Genomic DNA, 20861 nt, shown 5'->3' on the forward strand with positions numbered 1-20861 from the left:
CAGCCATGAATTCGCAGCTTTCACTATCGACCATTCAGTCACTCGTTGATGGCAGTGTGGCGAACCCGGGTAGTTTGTTGGGCCGTCACCCTGTCAACTATCTGGGAAGAGAAGCCACGTCCGTTCGCGTGTTGGAACCCAATGCCGAGTCCGTGTGGCTGATCGATTCGGCAAGCGGTTTGCGGCGTCCCATGCGACGGCTGCATCCCGGCGGATTCTTCGAAGCGATCTGCGATGAGCCCATCTCCAAGCCCTCCACGTCCAGACTGCAAATGATCGACAAGACCGGCAAAGAAATGAAGACGACTTCTCCCTACACCGTTCCCAGCATCTTCAGTGATTTGGATCGCTACCTGATCGGTGAAGGCCGCCACCATCAACTGTACGAGTGCCTGGGCGCGCAACTTCGCGAAGTCGAAGGCGTCAAAGGCGTGAACTTCGCCGTCTGGGCGCCCAACGCTCGCTCGGTACAAGTGGTCGGCGATTTCAATGGCTGGGACGGCCGCAGCCACGTGGCGCAGCCGGTCGAGTCGACTGGCATGTGGGAATTGTTCTTGCCCGGCGCGACGGTCGGTCAGAAGTACAAATTCCGCGTCCAGACCGAGCAAGGTCACTGGATGGACAAATGCGACCCCTGGGCATTTGCCGCTGAGTTGCCACCGCTGACTGCCAACATCATCACGGATATCAGCACCTACAGCTGGAATGACACGGATTGGTTGCAACAGCGGTCAGAAGTCGACCCCATGCACGCTCCGATGAATGTCTACGAAGTCCACTTGGGCAGTTGGCAAAAAGGTCCTGGCCGAACGCACGGTTGGTTGGACTATCGTGATCTGGCAAAACGCTTGGTGGACTACTGCCGCCGCATGAATTTCACCCACGTGGAATTGATGCCGATCAGCGAGCACCCCTTCACCGGATCATGGGGATATCAAAGCGTTGGGTATTTCGCGCCGACCAGTCGTCACGGATCGCCCGAGGACTTCATGTTCTTCGTCGATCATATGCACCAAAACGGGATCGGCGTGTTGATCGATTGGGTCCCAGCTCACTTCCCGAAAGACGATCACGGGCTCCGCCAGTTCGATGGCTCGGCTTTGTATGAGCATTCGGATCCGCGGCAGGGGGAACATCCCGATTGGGGCACGATGATCTTCAACTTCGGTCGCAACGAAGTGAAGAACTTCTTGATCGCCAATGCGTTGTTCTGGTTGGACAAGTATCACATTGATGGACTGCGAGTCGACGCGGTCGCATCCATGTTGTACTTGGATTACAGCCGCGAAGCCGGTGAGTGGATTCCCAACCGTTATGGTGGTCGCGAAAACTTGGAAGCGATTGACTTCTTGCGTGACTTCAATGTCGCTGTGCATGAGAACTATCCCGGCGTTGTCACCGCGGCGGAAGAGTCGACGGCGTGGCCCGGTGTCTCACGTCCGACCTACGATGGCGGACTCGGTTTCACCTACAAGTGGAACATGGGTTGGATGAATGACACGTTGAGCTACATGCGGAACGAACCCATCCACCGTAAGTTCCACCAGAACGAGCTCACGTTCAGCTTGATCTACGCCTTCACCGAAAACTTCACGTTGCCACTATCGCACGATGAAGTGGTTCACGGCAAAGGTTCGTTGATCAGCCAGATGCCGGGTGACATGTGGCAGAAGTTCGCGAACTTGCGACTGTTGTACAGTTACATGTGGACGCACCCTGGCAAGAAGTTGTTGTTCATGGGCGGCGAAATCGCTCAATGGACCGAGTGGAACGAGGACGACGGACCTCAGTGGGAATTGTTGGACTTCGACACGCACCGCGGGGTCCAGCAGTTGGTGTCGGACTTGAACAAGATCGTGATCGAGAATCCGGCTCTGCACTACCACGACTTCACCGACGAAGGCTTCGAATGGGTTGATGCTCAAAACGCGGAAGACAGCGTGTTGGTCTACCTGAGAAAGGGCAACGAAGGCGACGCACCGATCTTGGTTTGCAACAACTTCACCCCCGTCCCACGTCCGAATTATCGCGTGGGTGTGCCATTCAAGGGATTCTGGAAAGAGATTTTCAACAGCGATGGTGAAGCGTACGGCGGATCGAATCTGGGCAATTACCCCGGGTGTCAATCCACCGGGGTGGAGTACCAAGCTCGACCGGACAGCATCGAAGTCACGCTGCCACCACTGGGCACGACGATTCTACGATTGGAATCGTAAGCCGGCGATCGGCCAATCGGCAGGCTGAGACCATAGACGTCGGTCGGCCACTCTTGGCCGACGTTCGGGATGATCACGCCAAGAGAAGACGGGCAAGAGTGCCCGTTCTACGTGGGTTGGGTGGCGACTTTTGGGACGACGAAGACTTTGTCGTCGGTCATGGCTCAGCCCTGGGCCTTGGCAGCTTCCAGGTCTTCGAACGTTCGCAGGTGATAGTCGATGCCGACTTTGTCGAGCACGCGGCACAACCCGCGAGCGGCGATGCCGAATCCATCGGGACCGCTGAAGCCGCCGAATTGGCCTCCGCCACGAACGTGCGGTTCGAGGTCCAGGTAGATGCCTTTGACGCCCCGACGTGACATCCGGTCGGCAAGCGTTGGCAGGAACGTCTTCAGATCTTCGAAGATTCGCTCGTGAGCGCTGTCGCCTTGGTCCGCCGGCACAAAGTGGCTGGCCGATTCTTCATCCACATGCTCAACGCGGCCGTTCAGCGATGGGTCTTTGTAGTCCTTGATGTGCAACCAACCCAACGATGGCTTCATCGCTTCGTATTGGGCGTAGACCTGATCGGAGCTCAGTCCTTGCATCACCATGTTGGCACCGTCGAAGATCGTGACGAGCGCCGGGTTGTTGACCTTGGCGGCGATTGCAGCCAGCAAGTCGCCCGTTTGTCCGACCAGGTTGGCTTCGACTTCCAAACCAAACGTCAGGCCGCGTTTGTCGCAGGCTTCCGCGATTTGACCAAGTTGATCGGAGACTTGATCGATGTGATCTTCCGGTGCGGTTCCCTTGGGGTGGTAAAACGCGAAACCGCGAAGCAGTTTGCAGTCGAAGGCTTCGGCGCGATCGCAAGCGATTTGCACGTCTTCGGCGAGGTACTTTTCAAACGGGATGAACTTGTTCGACGTGCCGTCTTCGACGTCCAGCAACTTCACTTTGCCGATGGGCGAGCCGATGCTGCTGACCGACATCCCGTACTCTTTGTGCAACTCACGGAGCGTTTCAATTTCGGCTGGTTCCAGCATCATCACGTTCTTGATGCCGTTGCCGACATCGACGAAGCGGATTGAGTAGTGCTGCAGTCCGATTGCAGCGAGCGCGGCGAACTGTTCGTTGGCCTTTTTTGAGAAGGCGGATTCGTCAGCGAAACCAGACAGAATGACAGAGGACATATCGCAGGAGGGGTTGGGGGGAAGACGGGGGAAGGACCGAGCCATGAACCAAATCAGGCTTGAGATTCGGTTCAGGCCTGAGTTTCAGGATCAGGCTTCGTCGGGGTAGTTCACGATGATATTGCTGTTCAGGCCACCGCGAGGCGTCCACTTGCTTTCCACCGTGACTTTGCGAGGCTGGACGACGGCGACAAAGTCGTCCAGAATTCGGTTGGTGACTTGCTCGTAGAAAATTCCTTCGTTACGGAATTTCTGCAAGTACATTTTCAGGCTCTTGAGCTCCACGCAGACTTGGTCAGGAACGTACGTGAACACGATTGTTCCGTAATCGGGTTGTCCCGTTTTGGGGCAGACCGACGTGAATTCCGGGCAGTGATGCTCGATCGTGAAATTTCTCGTCGGGGCGGGGTTGTCAAAAACTTCGAGAGTTTCTCGGAAAGAGGCTGTGTCGCTCACGTGGTTTGGTTCACTTCTAGAAACGCGGTGTCGTTTGAAATCGGTCGATCAATCAGTCGATGTTTTACCCGCTGAGGACTCGGCGGAAACCCCCGGGGATCCGCGCGCTCGTCCGTCCACGCTGTTGATTTCAGAAACCTTTGTCAGTCGGCAAGGCGAAGGCCAATTGACCGGCACGAACAGCGTTTTCATTCGGACCAGCGGTTGCAATCTGCGGTGCTGGTTCTGCGACACGCCCTACGCGTCCTGGAAACCCGAAGGCACCCCTCAGACAATCGAGTCATTGCTGAATCTGGTCGCCGATTCGGAGGCGAATCACGTTGTGCTGACGGGCGGCGAGCCGCTGATCGCGAAAGGAATCGTGGGTCTGACGGATCGACTTCGAGCGGCTGGAAATCACGTCACCATCGAGACCGCCGGCACAGTCGCCCCCGGCGTGCGATGCGATTTGTTGTCGCTGAGCCCCAAGCTGCGGGCCAGCACCCCGGATGAGAAAGAACACCCTCGCTGGGCAAAGTTGCACAGCGAACGACGGTTGCCGATTGACACGATGAAGCAGCTGATTCGGTCGGCGGACGCGACCCAAGTGAAGTTCGTCGTGGACTCCGCGGAAGAACTGGCGGAGATTGACGAAGTGGTCGGCCAGCTCGGTGTGGACGCAGACCTGGTGTGGTTGATGCCGCAGGGAATCTCCGTCGAGCAACTCGACGCCGCCCGGCCTTGGTTGGAACCGATGGCGGAATCACGTGGCTATCGGTACTGCGACCGCATGCAAATCCGTTGGTACGGAAACCGTCGCGGAACCTGAGTGACCCGCGACTGGTGGATTTTCAACGGGAATGGTTTGCCGGATGCGTCGGTGAATCCAACCGCGGAGCGGTGGCAGTTGCCAGCCTCGGGTTTCAACCCGAGGTCTGGGGACAGTCCTCGAAAAAAGGGCAAGCTGCGGAGTGGCGACAGTTGATCCCAGATGTCGTCGCTCCGCGACTCGGTGATCGTGTTGGGGCGTTGGTGACCTTGGGTTGAAACCCAAGGCTGACGGCTTTCGTCGCTCCGCGACTGGTGATCCGCGCACAAAAAAACTCGGCGTCGTTTTTGAAGACGACGCCGAGCGTTGGGTTGGAGCGAACGAGTGGGCGTTCGATCAGTCAGCTGACAACGCATCGCCGGGGACCAGGACGTCACCCAGGTCGTTCATGCCGGGTTGGATTTCCAGCTCGAAGCGGCTGCGACGCCATGATTCCTTTGAACCACCGATTTTGACTTCGTCGATTTTTCCGGCTTCATGTGAGACACGGAACATGACTTCGCCGGTTGGGATGCCTTCGATGGTCAGTGTGCCATCTTCACCGCTGACAGCAGCGTAAGGGTGTTCCAGGACGACGACGTAAGCCTTCATCCACGGGTGAATGTTGCACTCGACTGGAATCGCTGCCGGTTCGGGCTTTTCGAGAGCAACCTCTTTTTCTGCCCCTGCGGGAATCATCAAGTTCTCTGCCTTGTTGGCAAAGAAGTTCAGGTTCGCGTTGTGGCCAACGGGATCGGGGTTGGTGATTTTCAGCGTGTCACCGGTTTGGGCGATCACATAGTGAGGCTGGAAACGGCATTCGTCGTTGGCCAGTTCGTGAGTTTCGTTCTTCGCAGGAACGTCATCCAGCTTCGTTCCACCACGACCGGTGTAAACGTAGACCAAGACGTTCTTGATTCCCTTGGAGGCGGGATCAACGATCAGTTTTTCGTTGGGGATGTCGTGTTTGCCACAAAAATCAACGTCCTTGTTCGGATCGATCAGATCCAATTTGGGAGCGTTGTCCGTATCCAACACGAAACGCATTTTCAACGTTCCGGTGTCAGCCATGGCCATCGATGCGGTCAACGCACACGCAGCCGCGGTGCTGGCAATCAAGGGACGAATATTCAAGAGGTTTCTCCTAGAAGAACGATCGTTCAGTGCGGGTGGGTGATGACATGGCCACGCATTTTGCCAAGCCTATCGCTGGATGCCATCATCAGAAAGGCGGGACCACCCATTGTATCATTTCGACAACCAAAGTCCAGCAATGAGAGGAAGATACATCGATTATCGGAAACGAAATGAACTGGAAAAAAGTTCGCGAATTCTTTGCCAAAATGAGGCGGGAGAAACCGCGAATTTGACCCTGCCGGAGGCTCCGACGACGCATTTGGAGGGGGCTGTGTCGCGATCCTCGATTGAAACCGCCACGACGTAGCTTGTTTCTGGGGCCCGAGTCGCTTGGTCCGCCCGCTGGTGGTCTCGTCGAGGAGCGTCCGTTCGCGCGTCGTACGTCTCGTCCGAAATTTGAACGACACGTCCGCGAAGGATTTGGGTTGGTGAAGCGTCGTGAATCAACCAGGCTTGGTCGCCGAGTTTGAGTCGTTGTCGCTGGATGGATTGCACGACCGCTTCGGCTCGCCAAGGAACCGGTGTGCCAACAGATGGTTCGAGCGATTCGGCAGATTCGTCACAGGCCGCAATGCTGAGCAATTCGGTGCCTGCTTCCAACAAGCAGCCTCTGTTTTCCTTCGCAGTGGGATATTCCGACCAGGACGCCAAACGCACCGCCGCCCGATCCACCGCGGGGTTGAACCCCGGACCGAGGTCCAGCGGATTGGCGTCCGCGTCGAGTGATGATTCCGACGTAGATTGGGGATTGCTTTGAGCCACCATCACGATTCCGTCGCAGGGAGCGGTGATCGTCAGTGACTGATGCCGGCGTTTTGCTGCGGCCAAGCGGTCCTGCATTTCATCCAGCAATGCTTTTGCGGCGGGCAATTGCGTGCTGGCCTCCGGCACCAATGTTTGCGAAGCACGGAGCCCTTCTAGTCTCATCGTTTGTTCGGCGACATCGCTTTCGGCATCCAAAACTTCCAGTTCAATTTCCGGGTTGGTGAGTTCGGCCAACAAATCGCCGCGAGACACTCTTTGTCCGGGTTCAACAAGGATTTGGCTCAGGACACCTGGTGACGTGAGGTGCACGCGGGCTTCGTGCTGGGGCAAGAAACGAACGGCAGAGTGGACGTGACGTGGCAACGGAATCGTGCCGGCGTATCCGAGCACGGCAAACAGCACGCACCATCCAAACGCTCGGCGAGGACGCATCTTTCGGCGGTTCACGGGATTTCTCCAAAAACGACGCAGCGGCATCCACCCTGCCCACAGCATGGAGGTCGCTGCAAACAGAGCGAGCAATTGACCAATGATTTCCAATCCGTAGGGACGCAACGAAATCCAGATGAACCCAATGATCGTGGCCATCAAGATCCAGCGGTAAGCGAGCGATGCGACGGCATAGACCAACAACCAAGGTGACTGGTCCGCGGCTTCGTTGTGTTCCTCAGATGGCACCCCGAGAAAGAAATTTGCTAAGAACCTCCCCCATCGCCGCTGGGCTCGTTGAGCCAAATTGGGCATGTCGGTCATGTCGGACAGCAAATAATAACCATCGTACCGCAGCAATGGATTGGCGTTGAAGACGATCGTGCTGATCCCGCAAACCACCATCACGTGCGAGGCAATCGTGTGCGTCAAACCCGCCGGTGTACGCAGCCAAACCCAGGCCGCGATGGATGCGATCACAACTTCGGTGGCAATGCCAGCCATGGCGACCGCTGCGCGACGCAGACGACTGGGGATCATCCATGATCCGCTGGTGTCGCAGTAGAGCGCCGGAGTGAAGACCAGAAGCATTGGCCCGATCGATCGACACTTCGCACCGAATCGCTCTGACACCACGGCGTGACCGAGCTCATGAGCGATCTTGGTCGCTGCGATCACGCCCGCCAGGATCAACGCATTCTGCATCGTCAACCATTCGTGCGACGCGGGAAGTTCCGCGAGATAACGTGCTCGATGAACCAACATCATCATCGCCGCGGAGACCACCAGTGCGAACAGGGTGACCAAACCAAACGGAGTCAGCAGCGGACGCACGATCGGCATCAACACACGCATGACGGGTGCGGGATCGATTCCGGGAAACCGCATGAACAACCACTGTGAAGCCGCTGCCCATCGTTTTTGGCGGCGATCATTGTCGGCCCGCGCGAGCAACGGATCGCCTTGCATCGCCGCGAGGCTGGTCGTCAGCCCGCTCTCATGGAATCGAAACAGCAACGCGTTGATCTGGTTCGATCGGACTCGGCGGTTGGGATACCGATCCTGGTAGTGATCTCGCAACTCATCCAGGCTGCATTGCCCGTCCAGCAACGTCAGCAAGAAGTATTCGTCTTCGCGAAGCCGGTGATACTTGCCTGCGATTGCATCGTGAACGACGACCCAACCGGTATGTCGATGCGAGACCCGCACCGCTTTCAAACCGACTTTGTGGTGCACGCCCAACGGACGCTGAGTCGATGAGGTGACGCCCGCGTTCATGTTCGAAACCGAAACAGCACGTTGCGATGGAACCAAGCGACCACGTCGTCGAACGCACTGGCCAGATACCGGCGGCGTCCACCAATAATCTTTGCGGTGACCTCCGCATCACCGCGAAAACCGTCCTCGGGAACCTGGTCGATCCCAGCGATGATGTCCACGACGTTGCGTCCATCGGCGCGTTTGCGAGCGACCCCGCCGATCTCCGACACGTTCGCTCGAAACGTTTCGGTTGGGCGAGTTTCAATCGCAAATCGAACTGGCAACGCCTCTCCGGCGGCATGTCGGTCGATCACTTCGCCAGCACGTGTTTCTTCGAGCTTCAGTTCTAACTCCCACGGACCATCGTGTTGAACCAAGGCGAACAAACGATCGCCTCGAGACACCGGCCGGTCGCTCAATCGTTCGTTCAATCGCCAGCCGACGACCTGCCCGTCAAACGGAGCGACGATGGACAGCATCGCCTTCATCTGGCGGTTGATCGCCAGCCGCTTGTTCAGCGAATCAATTTGGTTTTCGAGCGTTTGTTGTTCCAGCATGCTTTGGGCGGAATCATGAGCGTCGGCGGTCGCGGCCAACAACATCGCCCGGATCGAACTCAATTTTTGGGTGGCGGTCGCGAGTTGTCCTGACAATGCCTCGGCTTCGCGAGTCAATTCCGCATTGTCGAGTGTCAACAGCACGTCGCCTTGCTGCACCACGTCGCCATCTTGCACCTGCAATTCATCGACGACGCCGTCGATTCCCGCGAAGATGGCTTGGCGAACCGCCGGGCGAGCCACTCCCGTCGCGACGACATGATGATCGACGTGAATGAACCACCCTGCCAGCAATCCGCCGGCGACCAATATCCCGATTGCCAAGATCCAGTGCCGGGTTGCCCGGCGAGTCGCCGCCGCGGCCGGACGTCGGACAGGCAGTGCGAACACGCTGTCGTAGCGCATCGCGTTGGTGATCGCGGTGGAGGATTCCTCGGCCACTTCCAACATTGCTGGAGTGATCGACGCCGGCGGTTCACCTGAGAAAGTTTCCAGCATCAACATGGCGACCGGCATCGATCCGCGGCGTTGTTTTTCACGAGCGTCCTCGTCCGACTCCTTGGGCGAAGCAACACCGGCAGCGGCCAAGGTGTCGTCGAGGGATTCGAACAATGGGATCAACGCCACCGACAACACACCGGACTCGTCCAAGTACGTTTCCAGCGGCGGAACCAACTGAGGTGACAACGCAGCTGGATCCGTCGCATCCGAGTTTGCCGAAGGAGGCAGAATCAAGGGTCGCTTTAGAACCGAAACGGCGTCCGCCAATTGGTTCATCGAGCGAACCAGCGGCGATCGCCGGTCGATCACTGACGAACCACTGATCGCCGCGACTCGAAATCGAGGCCTGCGAGCGGTTGGGTTTTTCGATAGCAAGACGACCGCGCGTTCGCACGGCAGCAATCGAGGCAACTCCGACGCGATTCGGTAGGCGGTCGCGGTCGGATCCAAGTCGGCATGAAAGGCTCGTAGCGCAGAGCGAATGCCGCGGGAGCAATCGAAAGCGTTCACGAGCGACGGCGGTTCGGCAGCAGCGACGGACAAGGCTTGGGCGTTTGGACGTGGTTTCTTGGTGTCAGCATCCGCGATGTCCTCATCCGCGGTTCCCATCGTCTTCCGAGCCGCGGTGGCAAAATCTCCGAGTGACTTCATTGCCAACAATACATCGCCGGCGGGCAGCTCCGATGCTTGGATGATCACCATTTTCGCGAAGGACGGAGCCGGGAAAATCTCCACGCCCAACGCGGTTGTGGTTCTTGGTCCTTCAGGGGTTGGGCCAGCGTTGTTTTGGGACCGATCGCCGGTGGAGTGATTCAGTGCGATTGGGAACGAAGCCACCGATGGCGAAACCGCCTCGATCTGCGTTCGCAACTGGGCTCGGTCCAGTCCCGCGGCCACGGACTCATTGCGAACCAACATCCGAGGTTGTGGGAACGACGCGTCCTGAACGGCCACGACTGCCGCCGAAAAAGTCTCGGCCAGGTGGAGCGTGAACCGGTGCAGGAAATCCGCTTGATCGCGAGATTCTTTCGCGATCTGCTTGACCATTTGTTGTGGCGAGACCGTCCCCGCAGCGGATTGACCCGTCGGGGCGGAAGCAGCGGCAGGGGCATCGGGACGATTCATGCCTCCAGCATAATCCAGCCCCCCGAAATTGTGGGGATAGTTGCCTTGGCTGGATCCAGAACTGATCGGCCTTGTTCCGGGCTCAGTCCAGGCGAGCGAAGCGGCCCTCGGACCCGCACGCGAAAACTTTTCGTTTGCCGACTGACAAGGCGTGGAAGCCAACGTCGGAGAAGGACGTCCAGTTTGTGCCATCGCGAGACAGGTCGGTTCCAGCCGGTCCGACCGTGATCAAGGAGCGGGCCAGCGGGCTGCCTTCGGGGATCGCCATGACATCGCTTCGGAATGACTCCGGTTGAACGGTGACATGCTGCCAAGTCTTTCCGTCGTCCAGACTGATGCAGGCCGTGACCTTCGATGTTTCCGAAGCTCGGTAGTCACCGCCCACGCAGAACAGCGGACCGGCGGCATCCACACCGACAATGGCTGGACCTTGGCAAACGGCGAAGATGCCGGAGGCTTGTGAGCTTGGCATGGGAACCGAGACAGGAACCCAAGGCTGATTCCAACCCGAGCGAGTGTACAACCGACTGGTGTCGGACGTGGCACCGCCGGTTCCAAACCACAATCGACCATCCTCACCGAGCAACAACGATGAGTTGCTGGCTGCGAACGCGGCTTCACCGAGACGGGAGAGCGGAAGTTCGGTGCTCAGCTTTTTCCAGGACAGTCCGCCATCGTTCGTTTCGACGACCAGCAATCGGCCATCGACGGGGTCGCTGACAGCCAGTCCGCGTTTGGCATCCCAAAACTGCATCGCGTCGAAGAAAGCCGCATCGGATTCGGCGTGATAGGTTTCCTTCCAATTGGTGCCTCCGTCTTCGGTTCGCAACAGCACGGCGGGCGTTCCTGCACTGGCGATGCACGCATCGTTGGCACTGAACGCACAAACGCAGCGGAACTCCAGGTCGTCATATCCATCCGGGCCACACGAATGCCAAGTCTCGCCACCATCGAGCGAGCGGATCACGGTTGCCTCCGCTCCACTGGCCCAGATGACATCATCATCGACCGCGGACAATCCACGCAGGCTGACGTTCGTGCCCGTCTCGCTCAGCCGCCAACCGGTCGCGAGAGAATCCTCGCCGGACGAAACTTGGGCACGCGAGGTTGTTGTCATGGTCGCAGTCAGGACAACCAAGAGGGCTGCCGCAGCGATGGATGTATGGTGCGGCATCAATTTCATTCCCGGCAGTTTGAAAACGCGGAAATATGAAAACGAATCCACTCCGCGACTCGGATTCTACTCTTCTGGATCCCCTGTATTCCTTGTTCCCAGGCTCTGCCTGGGAACACACTGTCTTGGAGGCTCCGTCTCCCGATTCTGTCTCAGCAGGCGGGGGATGTCGATTGATGAAGGGCAGCATTGGGTAGTGGACGAGGCAACGAGTCCCTTGCGTGGGGAAGGACTCGTCACCTCGTCCACTACGGTTCAGGTCCGGGGCGAAGGACGCCTCGAAGAACGTCCGCAATAAAATCGACATCCCGAGCCACTGCATGGGAGAGCCTTGGGTCTCAACCCAAGGTTTGGGATGGTTGCTTCCTTGCTGAACATCGATCAAACGCGATCGATGTACTTGTTGATCATGTGCTCGAGGTACTCTTGGCGGCCGCTTTGGTTTGCGTCGACGTCGCCCTTTTCGAGCATGTAGGCTTCCAGTTCAGCGAAGCCGACTTCACCGGCCTCGATCTTGGCACCGATGCCGGAATCCCAGGTCGAGTAGCGGTTCTTCACGAAATCAGCCAATTCGCCGCTGGCACGAATCGCCGCGGCGATCTTCAGACCTTTCGCGAACGCGTCCATGCCGCCGATGTGAGCGTGGAACAAATCGATGGGCTCGAACGATTCCCGACGCACCTTGGCGTCGAAGTTCACGCCTCCGGTGCCGATGCCTCCGTGCTTCAGAATCATCAGCATGGTTTGCGTGGTCAGGTAATAATCGGTTGGGAATTGATCGGTGTCCCAGCCCAACAGCAAATCACCCGTGTTGGCATCGATGCTGCCCAAACCATCTTGCATGCCTGCGTAATCCAGCTCGTGCATCATCGTGTGACCAGCCAGCGTCGCGTGGTTGGTTTCGATGTTCAGCTTGAAGTGCGAATCCAAATCGTAGGCACGCAGGAAGTTCATGCACGCGGCCGCGTCGCTGTCGTACTGGTGCTTGGTGGGCTCTTTCGGTTTGGGCTCGATCAAGAACTGACCGTCGAATCCAATCGATTTGGCGTAGTCGACTGCCATGTGGAAGAACTTGGCCAAGTGGTCCAGTTCTCGTTTCATGTCGGTGTTGTAGAGGTTCTGATAGCCTTCGCGGCCGCCCCAGAAGACATAGTTTTCACCACCCAGACGTTTGGTGACTTCCAATGCCTTTTTGACTTGAGCCCCTGCGTAAGCAAACACGTCCGCGTTGCAGCTCGTCGCGGCCCCATGCATGAAGCGGGGATTGCTGAACATGTTGGCGGTGCCCCACAGCAACTTCACGCCGGTTGCTTTCTGCTGTTCTTCCAGCACGTCGGCGACCGCATCCAGGTTCGCGTGCGTCTCTCGCAAGTTGGATCCTTCGGGAGCCACATCGCGGTCATGCCACGCGTAGTACGGCGCTTGCAGTTTGGTGAACAATTCAAAGGCGACGACGGCACGCTTCTGTGCATTTTCGACGCTCTCGGATCCGTCATCCCAAGGGCGAACCGCTGTTCCGGGGCCAAACGGGTCGGCTCCCGTTCCGCGGAACGTGTGCCAATACACGATGCTGAACCGCATGTGGTCCTTCATCGTTTTGCCTTCGATGACTTCGTCGGGGTTGTACCAGCGGAAGGCCAACGGGTTGTCGGACTGGGGACCTTCGTACTGAACGACAGGAACATCGGGGAAAGCGGTCATCGAACGGATTCCGTGGGTGCGACGGGGGAAAAATGCAAATCAATGGAGGGACCCAATATCAGAAGTTGGCCGAAACGCGACAAGGGGGTGAAACCGGTTTCAGTCGCTTAATGGGGCCTGCGGCGATATTCGAGCGTGTTTTAGGGTGATTAGGACGCTTTTGAGATGGCCGGGTCGCACCGGTTGATGCGGCAATCGACGCTGGTTCGCCAATTGGGGGCCGATCACCAGCGGCTTCGTCGAATCCAGATTGCCAATTTTGCTTCGGACTGCGAAACTGGCGTCCAGCGTCCCGCCGCCTGGAGGTGGTGGCTTTCGAAACTCGCACCGGCAAATGAACGACGTGTCTTCTGCTCCCTCTGAATCGCTCACCGAATTTTTCCCCGAAGATCTGCTGCACGTGGTTCGCGAAAACCAACCGCTGCGTGAAACGTTGTGGTTGGGCATTGGTGGCCCGGCTCGATTTTTAGCCGAACCGGTTGAGATCGATCAGATCGAAAAACTGTACGCCGTTGCTCGCGAAAAACAGCTGGTGCTGCGTGTGCTCGGTCAAGGCAGCAACGTGCTGGTTCGCGAAGCCGGATTCGATGGTTTGGTGATCACCTTGGCTGCCCCGGCGACCAGCGGGTTGGAAATCCAGGGCCAAAAACTGATAGCGGGCGCCGGAGCCAAGTTGACTCACGCGGTGATCAAAACCGTTGGCGAAGGCCTGGGCGGGTTGGAGCACCTTGTCGGCATCCCCGGCAGCATCGGTGCCGCCGTCGTTGGAAACGTCTCCGCCGAAGGACGTGACATCGGATCGGTCGTGGAGTCGGTCGAACTGATCGACGAAGATGGCAAGCGCAAAACGATCACGGGCGAGGAAGCCGGATTCGCTCACCGCCAATCAACCCTGATGGGCACCGTGGTTTTGTCCGTGACATTCAACTTGGAACCCAAGGATGTCTCGGCGCTGACCAAGCGGATGCAGAAATTGTGGATTCATCGTGGCCAACGCCGGCCGTCGGAATCCAATCGAATCGCGATGCCGTTCATCGATCCCGATTCCATTTCCGCTTGCGAGTTGATCAACAGCACCGGATTGGCAGGCATTCGTGAAGGCGATGTCTCGCTGGATTCCGCTGAACCGCACTACTTGATCGCTCATGAAAACGCGACCAGTGACCAGTGTGTGAAACTGATCGGCCGAGTTCGTGAACAGGTCTTGATGCAAACCGGGATCGACTTGCAGTTGAATCTGCAAATTTGGTAAGCGTACTCGGATGAGCGAGACGTCCACCGCCGAAAAACGACCGCGATTGATTCGTCGCAAACGCGACTTGAACGCGGATGAGCCGACCACGGTGGGATGGGTGCGCAGTTTGATTGGCGCACCAGCGGTCTTGTCGATTCTGTGGCCTGCGATTTTACTGGTCGCTGGGTATGCCGCTTGGCAAACCTGGTGGGCGGACTACTTTGCCGTCACGTTCCACGGCATCAACGCTCAACAAATCTCGGTGACACCACCGCCGGATTACGTTCGCACCGACATCATCGACGCGGTTTACACCGAAACGGCGATGAAAGACATGTCGCTGCTCGACCCTCAGGTGTCTGCGAAAGTGGCGTCGGCATTCGCCAGTCACCCCTGGGTGCACCGAGTCGTGGGGGTTCGCAAAAAAGCTCAGGGCAGGCTCGACGTGCGGTTGGACTACCGATTGCCAGTCGCAATGGTGTACGTCGTTGACCCGAAGACCGGTCCAGGTTTCTTGGTCGTCGACGGCGAAGGCACGCTGCTGCCCAGCGACTTTGCCCCTTCGGAAACCGATCACTACCTGCACATCATCGTTCCCGGCGCGTATCACACGGGCCGCTTGGGATCTCCATTCGGCGACACCCGAGTGCATGCCGCGGCCCTGTTGGCTCGATTGTTGGCACCGCATCGCGAAGATCTGAAGTTGCAGAGCATCGGGGTGCACGGTGATTTGCGTCAAAACCCGATTGTGCAGCTTGAAATTGCGAATCAGGACGGTGAACGTTGGTTCTGGGGCAGTCCACCTGGCGAAGAAGTCGCCGGCGAAATCCCCGCAATGATGAAACTACAAGCGATGCTGGCGGGAGTTCCCACGGGCACGGATCTTCGCCAAGTTCAATTGCAACCCTAGCAGGTACGCAGGTGTCATCGGGTATGTGAGCCGTTGGCGTTAGCCACGGTTTTCACGCGCAACCGGGGCTAGCGCCCAAACGGCTCGCATGGTTGTGCCCGATCATTCCAGCCGACCTGCTTAGCAAGCACGCTGGCATCGGCCCGGCTAGAATCTTCCTTCGCAGTCAGTTTCTCTCGCGGAAGGAATGTTCGTTTGTACCGAATCCAGCTCGCCTTGTGGTTTGCCGTCACGCTCTCGTCGGCGAATCTTGTTGTCGCCGACCGCCCCAACGTCTTGGTCGCGATTTCGGATGATCAATCGTTCCCGCACACGTCCGCCTACGGGTACCAAGCGATCCAGACACCCGCGTTTGATCGCGTCGCACGCGCTGGCGTCCTGTTCAACAACGCGTTCACCCCGTCACCGGGTTGCAGTCCCATGCGGGCGGCGTTTTTGACCGGACGCAATATCTGGCAAATCGAACACGCCGGAACCCACGCCAGTTCTTTTGCAACGAAGTACGAGGTCTACCCGGACCGGCTGGAAAAGGCCGGCTACTTTGTTGGGTACACAGGCAAAGGGTGGGGGCCGGGGAACTGGAAAATCAGCGAGCGTTCTCGGAACCCTGCTGGGCCGGTTTTCTCGTCCAAGAAAATGAAGTCACCCGGCGGAATCAGCAGCGTTGATTACGCCTCCAATTTCGAATCGTTCCTGCAGCAAAAACCAGAGGACGCACCGTTCAGTTTTTGGTTCGGATGCCAAGAACCTCACCGCGTGTTTGAGAAAGGCATCGGACTGAAAAACGGCATGGATCCGGCGAAGGTCGTCGTGCCGGAGTTCCTGCCCGACACACCGGAAATTCGAAGCGACATTCTGGACTATTGCTACGAAATCCAGTGGTTCGACCAACACCTCGGTCGCATGCTCGACACGCTTGAGAAAGCCGGTGAATTGGACAACACAATCGTGATCGTGACCAGCGACAACGGCATGGCGTTCCCTCGTGCCAAGGCGAATGTCTACGAGTACGGGATCCACATGCCGCTGGCAATCAGTTGGCCAGCCCAGGTGAAGGGCGATCGAACTGTTGATGACCTGGTCAACTTGATCGACGTGACCGCGACGATCTACGAAGCGACAAGCGTGGAGCCTCCGGCGAAAACACCTTTGAGCGGTCGCAGTCTGGTTGGGTTGCTCCAGTCGGGCAAACAGGGAACCGTGGAGTCGAATCGCGAGGCGATTTTCTCGGGGCGCGAACGGCATTCATCGGTTCGATATGAATCGCTCGGCTACCCACAACGCTGCATTCGGACGGATCAATATCTGTTCATTCGTAACTTCCGTCCGGAGCGTTGGCCCGCCGGCGCGCCGCAGAAATTTGGCTCGGGAGCCTACCCAAAGAACAAAGCGATCCTCGCCGAAGAGTTGGGGCCGATGCACGAAGGCTATCATGACATCGATGGTTGTCCGTCGCTCACCTTCCTGGTCGAAAACCACGATGACACGGAGCTTGCCAAGTACTTGCAGTGGGCCGTTGCGAAACGCCCGGCGGGAGAGCTTTATGACATCCAGTCCGACCCAGCCTGCTTGAATGATTTGGCCAACAAGCCCGAATTTGCAGAGATCAAGCAGACTTTGAGTCGACGTCTAAACAATTACCTCGCTGAAACCAACGACCCACGAGTTTCCGGGCCCAACGGCGGCGACATTTGGGAGACTTACCCGCGATACAGCGGTCTGCGTTGGTTCCCGAAACCGGAGTGGGCGAAGCAATCGCCCGACCGGGTTCCAGAGCTGGATTGGTTGGACGAGCGTCGCCCAAAGTAGCCGCTCGTTCGGCAGCCATCGAATTCAGCTCGGTTCCATCTCAGCGTTCTGTTCGCGAACGTCGGCGTAGACAATCGCGGACAGCCAAACCAAGCAGATGACCTGGCCCACGAGCGCTGCCGCCGCGATTGCGATTGCACCATAGGTGCCCACGAAGGCGGCGGTCAAACCCAGCATCACGATCGCTGCGACGATTCGGCAACGAATCGGGGCCAGCGGTTTGCCTCGGCCTTTGACGTAACTGTCTAGCCCTTGCAGGATGCCTTTGATCGCCGAGACCGGTGCCAGCCACCAAGCGAACACAATCGCGGGTGCAAATTCCTCGCCGTAAACCAGACGCACCAACGGACCGATCACGATCATGAACGCGATCGTGGACACCGTTTGAATTGCGATCGAACCACCGAGGATCCGGTGCACATCCGATGTCTGCAAACGCTTGCTGCGATCGGCAGCGGTGTTGAACAGGTAAATTCCCAGTGTGTTGGGGATCACCGTCAACGGGTAAACGACCGGAACCATCGCCGCGTAGAAACCCTGCGTCAGCAACGGCACCAACCACATCACCAGCAACAAATCCAACCGCTCGAACAGATCAGTCGCCAACATGGAAACCCCGTAGGGGCGGCTTTCCTTGAGCAACTGATTGACCGGCGGTTCGCTCTCCCCGGTGGCGATTTGAGGCAGTCCAACCACGCAGGCGGCCATCGAAAGCGCGGATGCGATGACGAACAGCACGCACGCGAGGGTCAGCGTCACTTCGGTTACCAATGCTGCGACCAACAACAGGGCCGGGAACGCTGCGGCGGCGATGAAACGGCGGACGTTGTACCGGGTGAAGTCGCCCGCTCCACGATCGACGGCGGTCATAATCAGCATCACGTGTTGGCCGATGACACTGAACGCACACAGGCAACCCAACGACATCAGGTACGCTTTTTCGTCGGGCAAGGCGATCACGTTGCAGGCCACAACCAATCCGGTCGTGATGACTCCGGTGGTCAGCCCCAACCACATCGCCGCTCGTCGAAGTTTGATTGTCTCAACGGTGCGATCCGCTGCGTAGCGACAGATGACTTCGACCCCGCCGAACAACCCGACGTAGAGCGCCATCTGCACGTACAACACTGTCGTTGCGTACTCGCCTCGCCCGATCGGGCCCAGCAATCGGGCCAACAAGATGCCTTGGCCCATTTGCAGAGCGACAATTGCAAACGCGAACCCAACCGTCTGGCTAAACGAAATCGCTTTCGCGAGTTTGCTGCGGGCTGGATCGCTGTTGTTTGGTGCTTCCGAGCAGATGCCATCCGCCGGCCCTGGCGTTGCCTCGCCAGCGATCGCCAGGCCAGAATCAGAACTCGAAATCGAGGGGGAGCAGGTGCTGGTGCCTGAGCTGGATCCGTTGCACGACGCCGATTTCTGATCGAAGACGTCAGACCGATCGCCCGGGTGTCCGGACGGATCCGGCGAGTTCGGGTCGGTAGAGAGGGGATCTGAGGTCATATTGCGGAGCAGTATAGTTGCGATCAGTGCATCCGCCTTGACCCCCAATCGTTCGAATCCATCAGTCAATTCCGTCGACAATTCGAACGTCGGGACCCTGCCAAAACTGCATGACTTGGTAGCCACCAAAGCCGAACAAGGCGATGGTCATCACGAGCGCGGCGAAAATCTTGATTTGGTTTCGATCGACCAACCTGGAATCGGTTGCATTTAGAGAAGGGGACTTTTGAGTGCCCTGGTTCTTCTCATGATCCGGATTTTTCTCGGTGGCATGTCTGTTCCCAAAGTCCTGGTTGGCTTCAGGATTTGGATTCTTGGAGTCTGTCATCTGGGGCGCGGCGTTGATACTCGATGACGATTGATCGGAGTCTTCCGCCGTTTCGTCATCGGAAAAGTCTTCGTCGCTCTCGAAGATTCCCGATTCAGTTCCTTGTGGGGCGGGGTTGGAGGCATTGGCGCGGATATTGTCGTGACCAGCTTTTTGCGTGACCGGCGGGGCAACCTGTAGAAACGATGCGATGTCGATTTCTTGCCACGCGTCTCCTTCCAACATCGAAGCGTTTGCCGCGGTGGCTGCGTCGGCTGTTTCTCCAGTCGGGTCCTCCCGATCATCCAGTGAACACCGGGAGTCCGCGTTTCCAGCCGCAGCGATCGCGAGGGCGAACGTGATCTTTCCGCAACGAAGTTCGGCACCGTCAATCAACTCCACCCAGGTTCGGGCGGGGATGCGAGTTCCGTTGACCCGCGTGCCACTGGTGCTGTCCAAATCAAAGATGCGAAACCGAGGTTCCGAATCCGCGGGCGTTTCCCAGTGCAACAGGCAATGTTTCCGGCTGACGGAACGACTCTTGGGACGAATCTGGCATCCGCGGTCCCGACCGATCACGTAGTAGCCGGTGCGAATGGCGGCGACCAAGCCAGCTCGACTTCCGGAGGCAAGGATCAGTTGTGCGGAGCTTTCGGACACCAGTAACAATTGTTCGCGTTTTGGAGGAGAAGATCTGGTCCGACCGCTCTGTGGTCGTCCGCGAATTATGCAAAACCTCTGGGGAGGATTTCTGGGGAATCGATTTTGGCGTCTTCCGTCTCAACGGCGGGGTGTGTTCCTTCGGATGACACGCCGGACGGGTCCCGCCACTCCCCGATGACGAGACGATCCCAGAGAGAGGGATCATAGCAAAAGCGAAACTGATTTGCCGGTTTTTCGCGTCTGGTTGCCTTGCGTTTGACCGTCGCTCCACTTGGATCAGCTCAGCCGCCCGAATCAAGCTCATCCAGTTCAAAGACTTCATCCGTGTAATCCACTCGGCACAGAAACAACCCCTGAGGCGGAGCGGTTGGACCGGCCTGCTTGCGATCGCGACTGGCGAAGACCTCGTCGATCCACTCCAGCGGTTTGCGGCCGCGTCCGACTTCCAGCATCGTGCCGATCAAGTTGCGAACCATGTTGTAAAGAAATCCCTCGCCTTCAATTTCAAAGCACCAGTGTTCGCCTTCGAGTTCTGCCCCGGTGGGATCATTCGCGGTTCGGCGGAACCATCTGGCTGAATGGATCGTTCGCACGGTGGAGGGCCGTTGGGCACCCGTTCCTTGAAACGCGACGAAGTCATGGCGTCCGACGAACTTGCCTGCCGCTGCTTGCATCGCGGCATGATCAATCGGGCCGCCGACGCGGTGCACGAATCGATTGGCGAAAGGATCACGTCCACCACCAATTTGCACCATGTATTGGTATCGCTTGCCGGTGGCATCGGCGATGGGGTGAAACCGTTCTCGCGTTTCGCGGACGGCTTTGACGCGAATGTCGTCGGGCAACTTGCTGTTGATCGCTCGCAGCAAGGCGACCGGACCGGCGTTCCACTTTGGCAGCACGCACCGTGCGACTTGCCCGATCGCGTGGACGCCCGCGTCGGTTCGACCGCTGCCCAATATTCGAACCGGGCGTCCTGCCAGCGGCTGAATCACGCGTTCCAGTTCCGATTGGATCGACCGCTGGTCAGGCTGGACTTGCCAGCCACAATATTCGGTGCCGTCGTATGCCACCGTCAGATGAAACGTGCGAGGACGAGGCGTGCGAGTTCGATCGTTGGCTTGCAATTCAATTCTCTGTGGAGACCGGATCTCG

General features: G+C 58.0%; 15 protein-coding genes. 5 read left to right on the forward strand and 10 right to left on the reverse strand.

Annotation, left to right across the window (positions count from 1 at the left end):
• Positions 1 to 5: 5 nt before the first annotated feature.
• Positions 6 to 2216, forward strand: a complete 2211-nt coding sequence (gene glgB / locus UH5x_RS01650) for a 1,4-alpha-glucan branching protein GlgB (RefSeq protein WP_482634486.1) — start codon at positions 6 to 8, stop codon at positions 2214 to 2216.
• Between the two features lie 164 nt (positions 2217 to 2380).
• Here the strand turns inward: glgB and UH5x_RS01655 are convergent, their stop codons facing one another.
• Together UH5x_RS01655 and queF are read right to left on the reverse strand one after the other, a co-directional pair.
• Complete coding sequence (locus UH5x_RS01655) at positions 2381 to 3388, reverse strand: sugar phosphate isomerase/epimerase family protein (protein WP_047816235.1); 1008 nt, start codon at positions 3386 to 3388, stop codon at positions 2381 to 2383.
• Positions 3389 to 3478: 90 nt separating this feature from the next.
• Positions 3479 to 3844 (reverse strand): preQ(1) synthase, encoded by a 366-nt coding sequence (gene queF / locus UH5x_RS01660; RefSeq protein ID WP_047816234.1) that lies wholly within the window; start codon positions 3842 to 3844, stop codon positions 3479 to 3481.
• On the opposite strand from queF, the gene UH5x_RS01665 reads away from it, so the two are divergent.
• Positions 3834 to 4652, forward strand: coding sequence for a 7-carboxy-7-deazaguanine synthase QueE (locus tag UH5x_RS01665; protein WP_482634487.1), 819 nt, complete (start codon positions 3834 to 3836; stop codon positions 4650 to 4652). The two genes, queF and UH5x_RS01665, sit on opposite strands and share 11 nt — an antisense overlap.
• Positions 4653 to 4988: 336 nt before the next feature.
• On the opposite strand, the gene UH5x_RS01670 is transcribed toward UH5x_RS01665, so the two are convergent.
• The 5 genes from UH5x_RS01670 to xylA all read right to left on the reverse strand — a co-directional run bounded on the left by UH5x_RS01670 (position 4989) and on the right by xylA (position 13280).
• Complete coding sequence (locus UH5x_RS01670; protein ID WP_482634488.1) at positions 4989 to 5765, reverse strand: methylamine utilization protein; 777 nt, start codon at positions 5763 to 5765, stop codon at positions 4989 to 4991.
• 159 nt (positions 5766 to 5924) lie between these two features.
• The gene (locus tag UH5x_RS01675; RefSeq protein WP_482634489.1) at positions 5925 to 8240 is read right to left on the reverse strand and encodes an HlyD family secretion protein; all 2316 of its coding nucleotides are present in this window, start codon (positions 8238 to 8240) and stop codon (positions 5925 to 5927) included.
• A complete protein-coding gene (locus UH5x_RS01680) occupies positions 8237 to 10405 on the reverse strand; it encodes an efflux RND transporter periplasmic adaptor subunit (protein ID WP_482634490.1) in 2169 nt (722 codons plus the stop codon). The genes UH5x_RS01675 and UH5x_RS01680 overlap by 4 nt, the downstream gene beginning before the upstream one ends.
• An 82-nt stretch (positions 10406 to 10487) precedes the next feature.
• Entirely contained in the window at positions 10488 to 11522 is a 1035-nt protein-coding gene (locus UH5x_RS01685) for a YCF48-related protein (RefSeq protein ID WP_482636103.1), read from the reverse strand.
• 438 nt (positions 11523 to 11960) lie between these two features.
• Entirely contained in the window at positions 11961 to 13280 is a 1320-nt protein-coding gene (gene xylA, locus UH5x_RS01690) for a xylose isomerase (RefSeq protein ID WP_482634491.1), read from the reverse strand.
• 334 nt (positions 13281 to 13614) lie between these two features.
• On the opposite strand from xylA, the gene UH5x_RS01695 reads away from it, so the two are divergent.
• The 3 genes from UH5x_RS01695 (at position 13615) to UH5x_RS01705 (ending at position 17233) form a co-directional block, all read left to right on the forward strand.
• On the forward strand, positions 13615 to 14532 hold the full coding sequence (locus UH5x_RS01695) for a UDP-N-acetylmuramate dehydrogenase (protein ID WP_236696524.1): 918 nt from the start codon (positions 13615 to 13617) through the stop codon (positions 14530 to 14532).
• 10 nt (positions 14533 to 14542) lie between these two features.
• Entirely contained in the window at positions 14543 to 15424 is an 882-nt protein-coding gene (locus UH5x_RS01700) for a cell division protein FtsQ/DivIB (protein WP_047816225.1), read from the forward strand.
• A gap of 195 nt (positions 15425 to 15619) precedes the next feature.
• On the forward strand, positions 15620 to 17233 hold the full coding sequence (locus UH5x_RS01705; RefSeq protein ID WP_482634492.1) for a sulfatase family protein: 1614 nt from the start codon (positions 15620 to 15622) through the stop codon (positions 17231 to 17233).
• 24 nt (positions 17234 to 17257) lie between these two features.
• Here the strand turns inward: UH5x_RS01705 and UH5x_RS01710 are convergent, their stop codons facing one another.
• From UH5x_RS01710 to truA, 3 genes are all read right to left on the reverse strand, one after another.
• Positions 17258 to 18736 (reverse strand): lipopolysaccharide biosynthesis protein, encoded by a 1479-nt coding sequence (locus UH5x_RS01710; protein ID WP_482634493.1) that lies wholly within the window; start codon positions 18734 to 18736, stop codon positions 17258 to 17260.
• Between the two features lie 61 nt (positions 18737 to 18797).
• Positions 18798 to 19703, reverse strand: coding sequence for an FHA domain-containing protein (locus tag UH5x_RS01715; protein WP_482634494.1), 906 nt, complete (start codon positions 19701 to 19703; stop codon positions 18798 to 18800).
• 284 nt (positions 19704 to 19987) lie between these two features.
• Positions 19988 to 20833 carry a tRNA pseudouridine(38-40) synthase TruA gene (gene truA, locus UH5x_RS01720; RefSeq protein ID WP_482634495.1) on the reverse strand — a complete coding sequence of 282 codons (846 nt, stop codon included), beginning with the start codon at positions 20831 to 20833 and terminating at the stop codon, positions 19988 to 19990.
• Between the last annotated feature and the right edge of the window lie 28 nt (positions 20834 to 20861).

The organism is Rhodopirellula sp. UH5 (genome assembly GCF_056839225.1).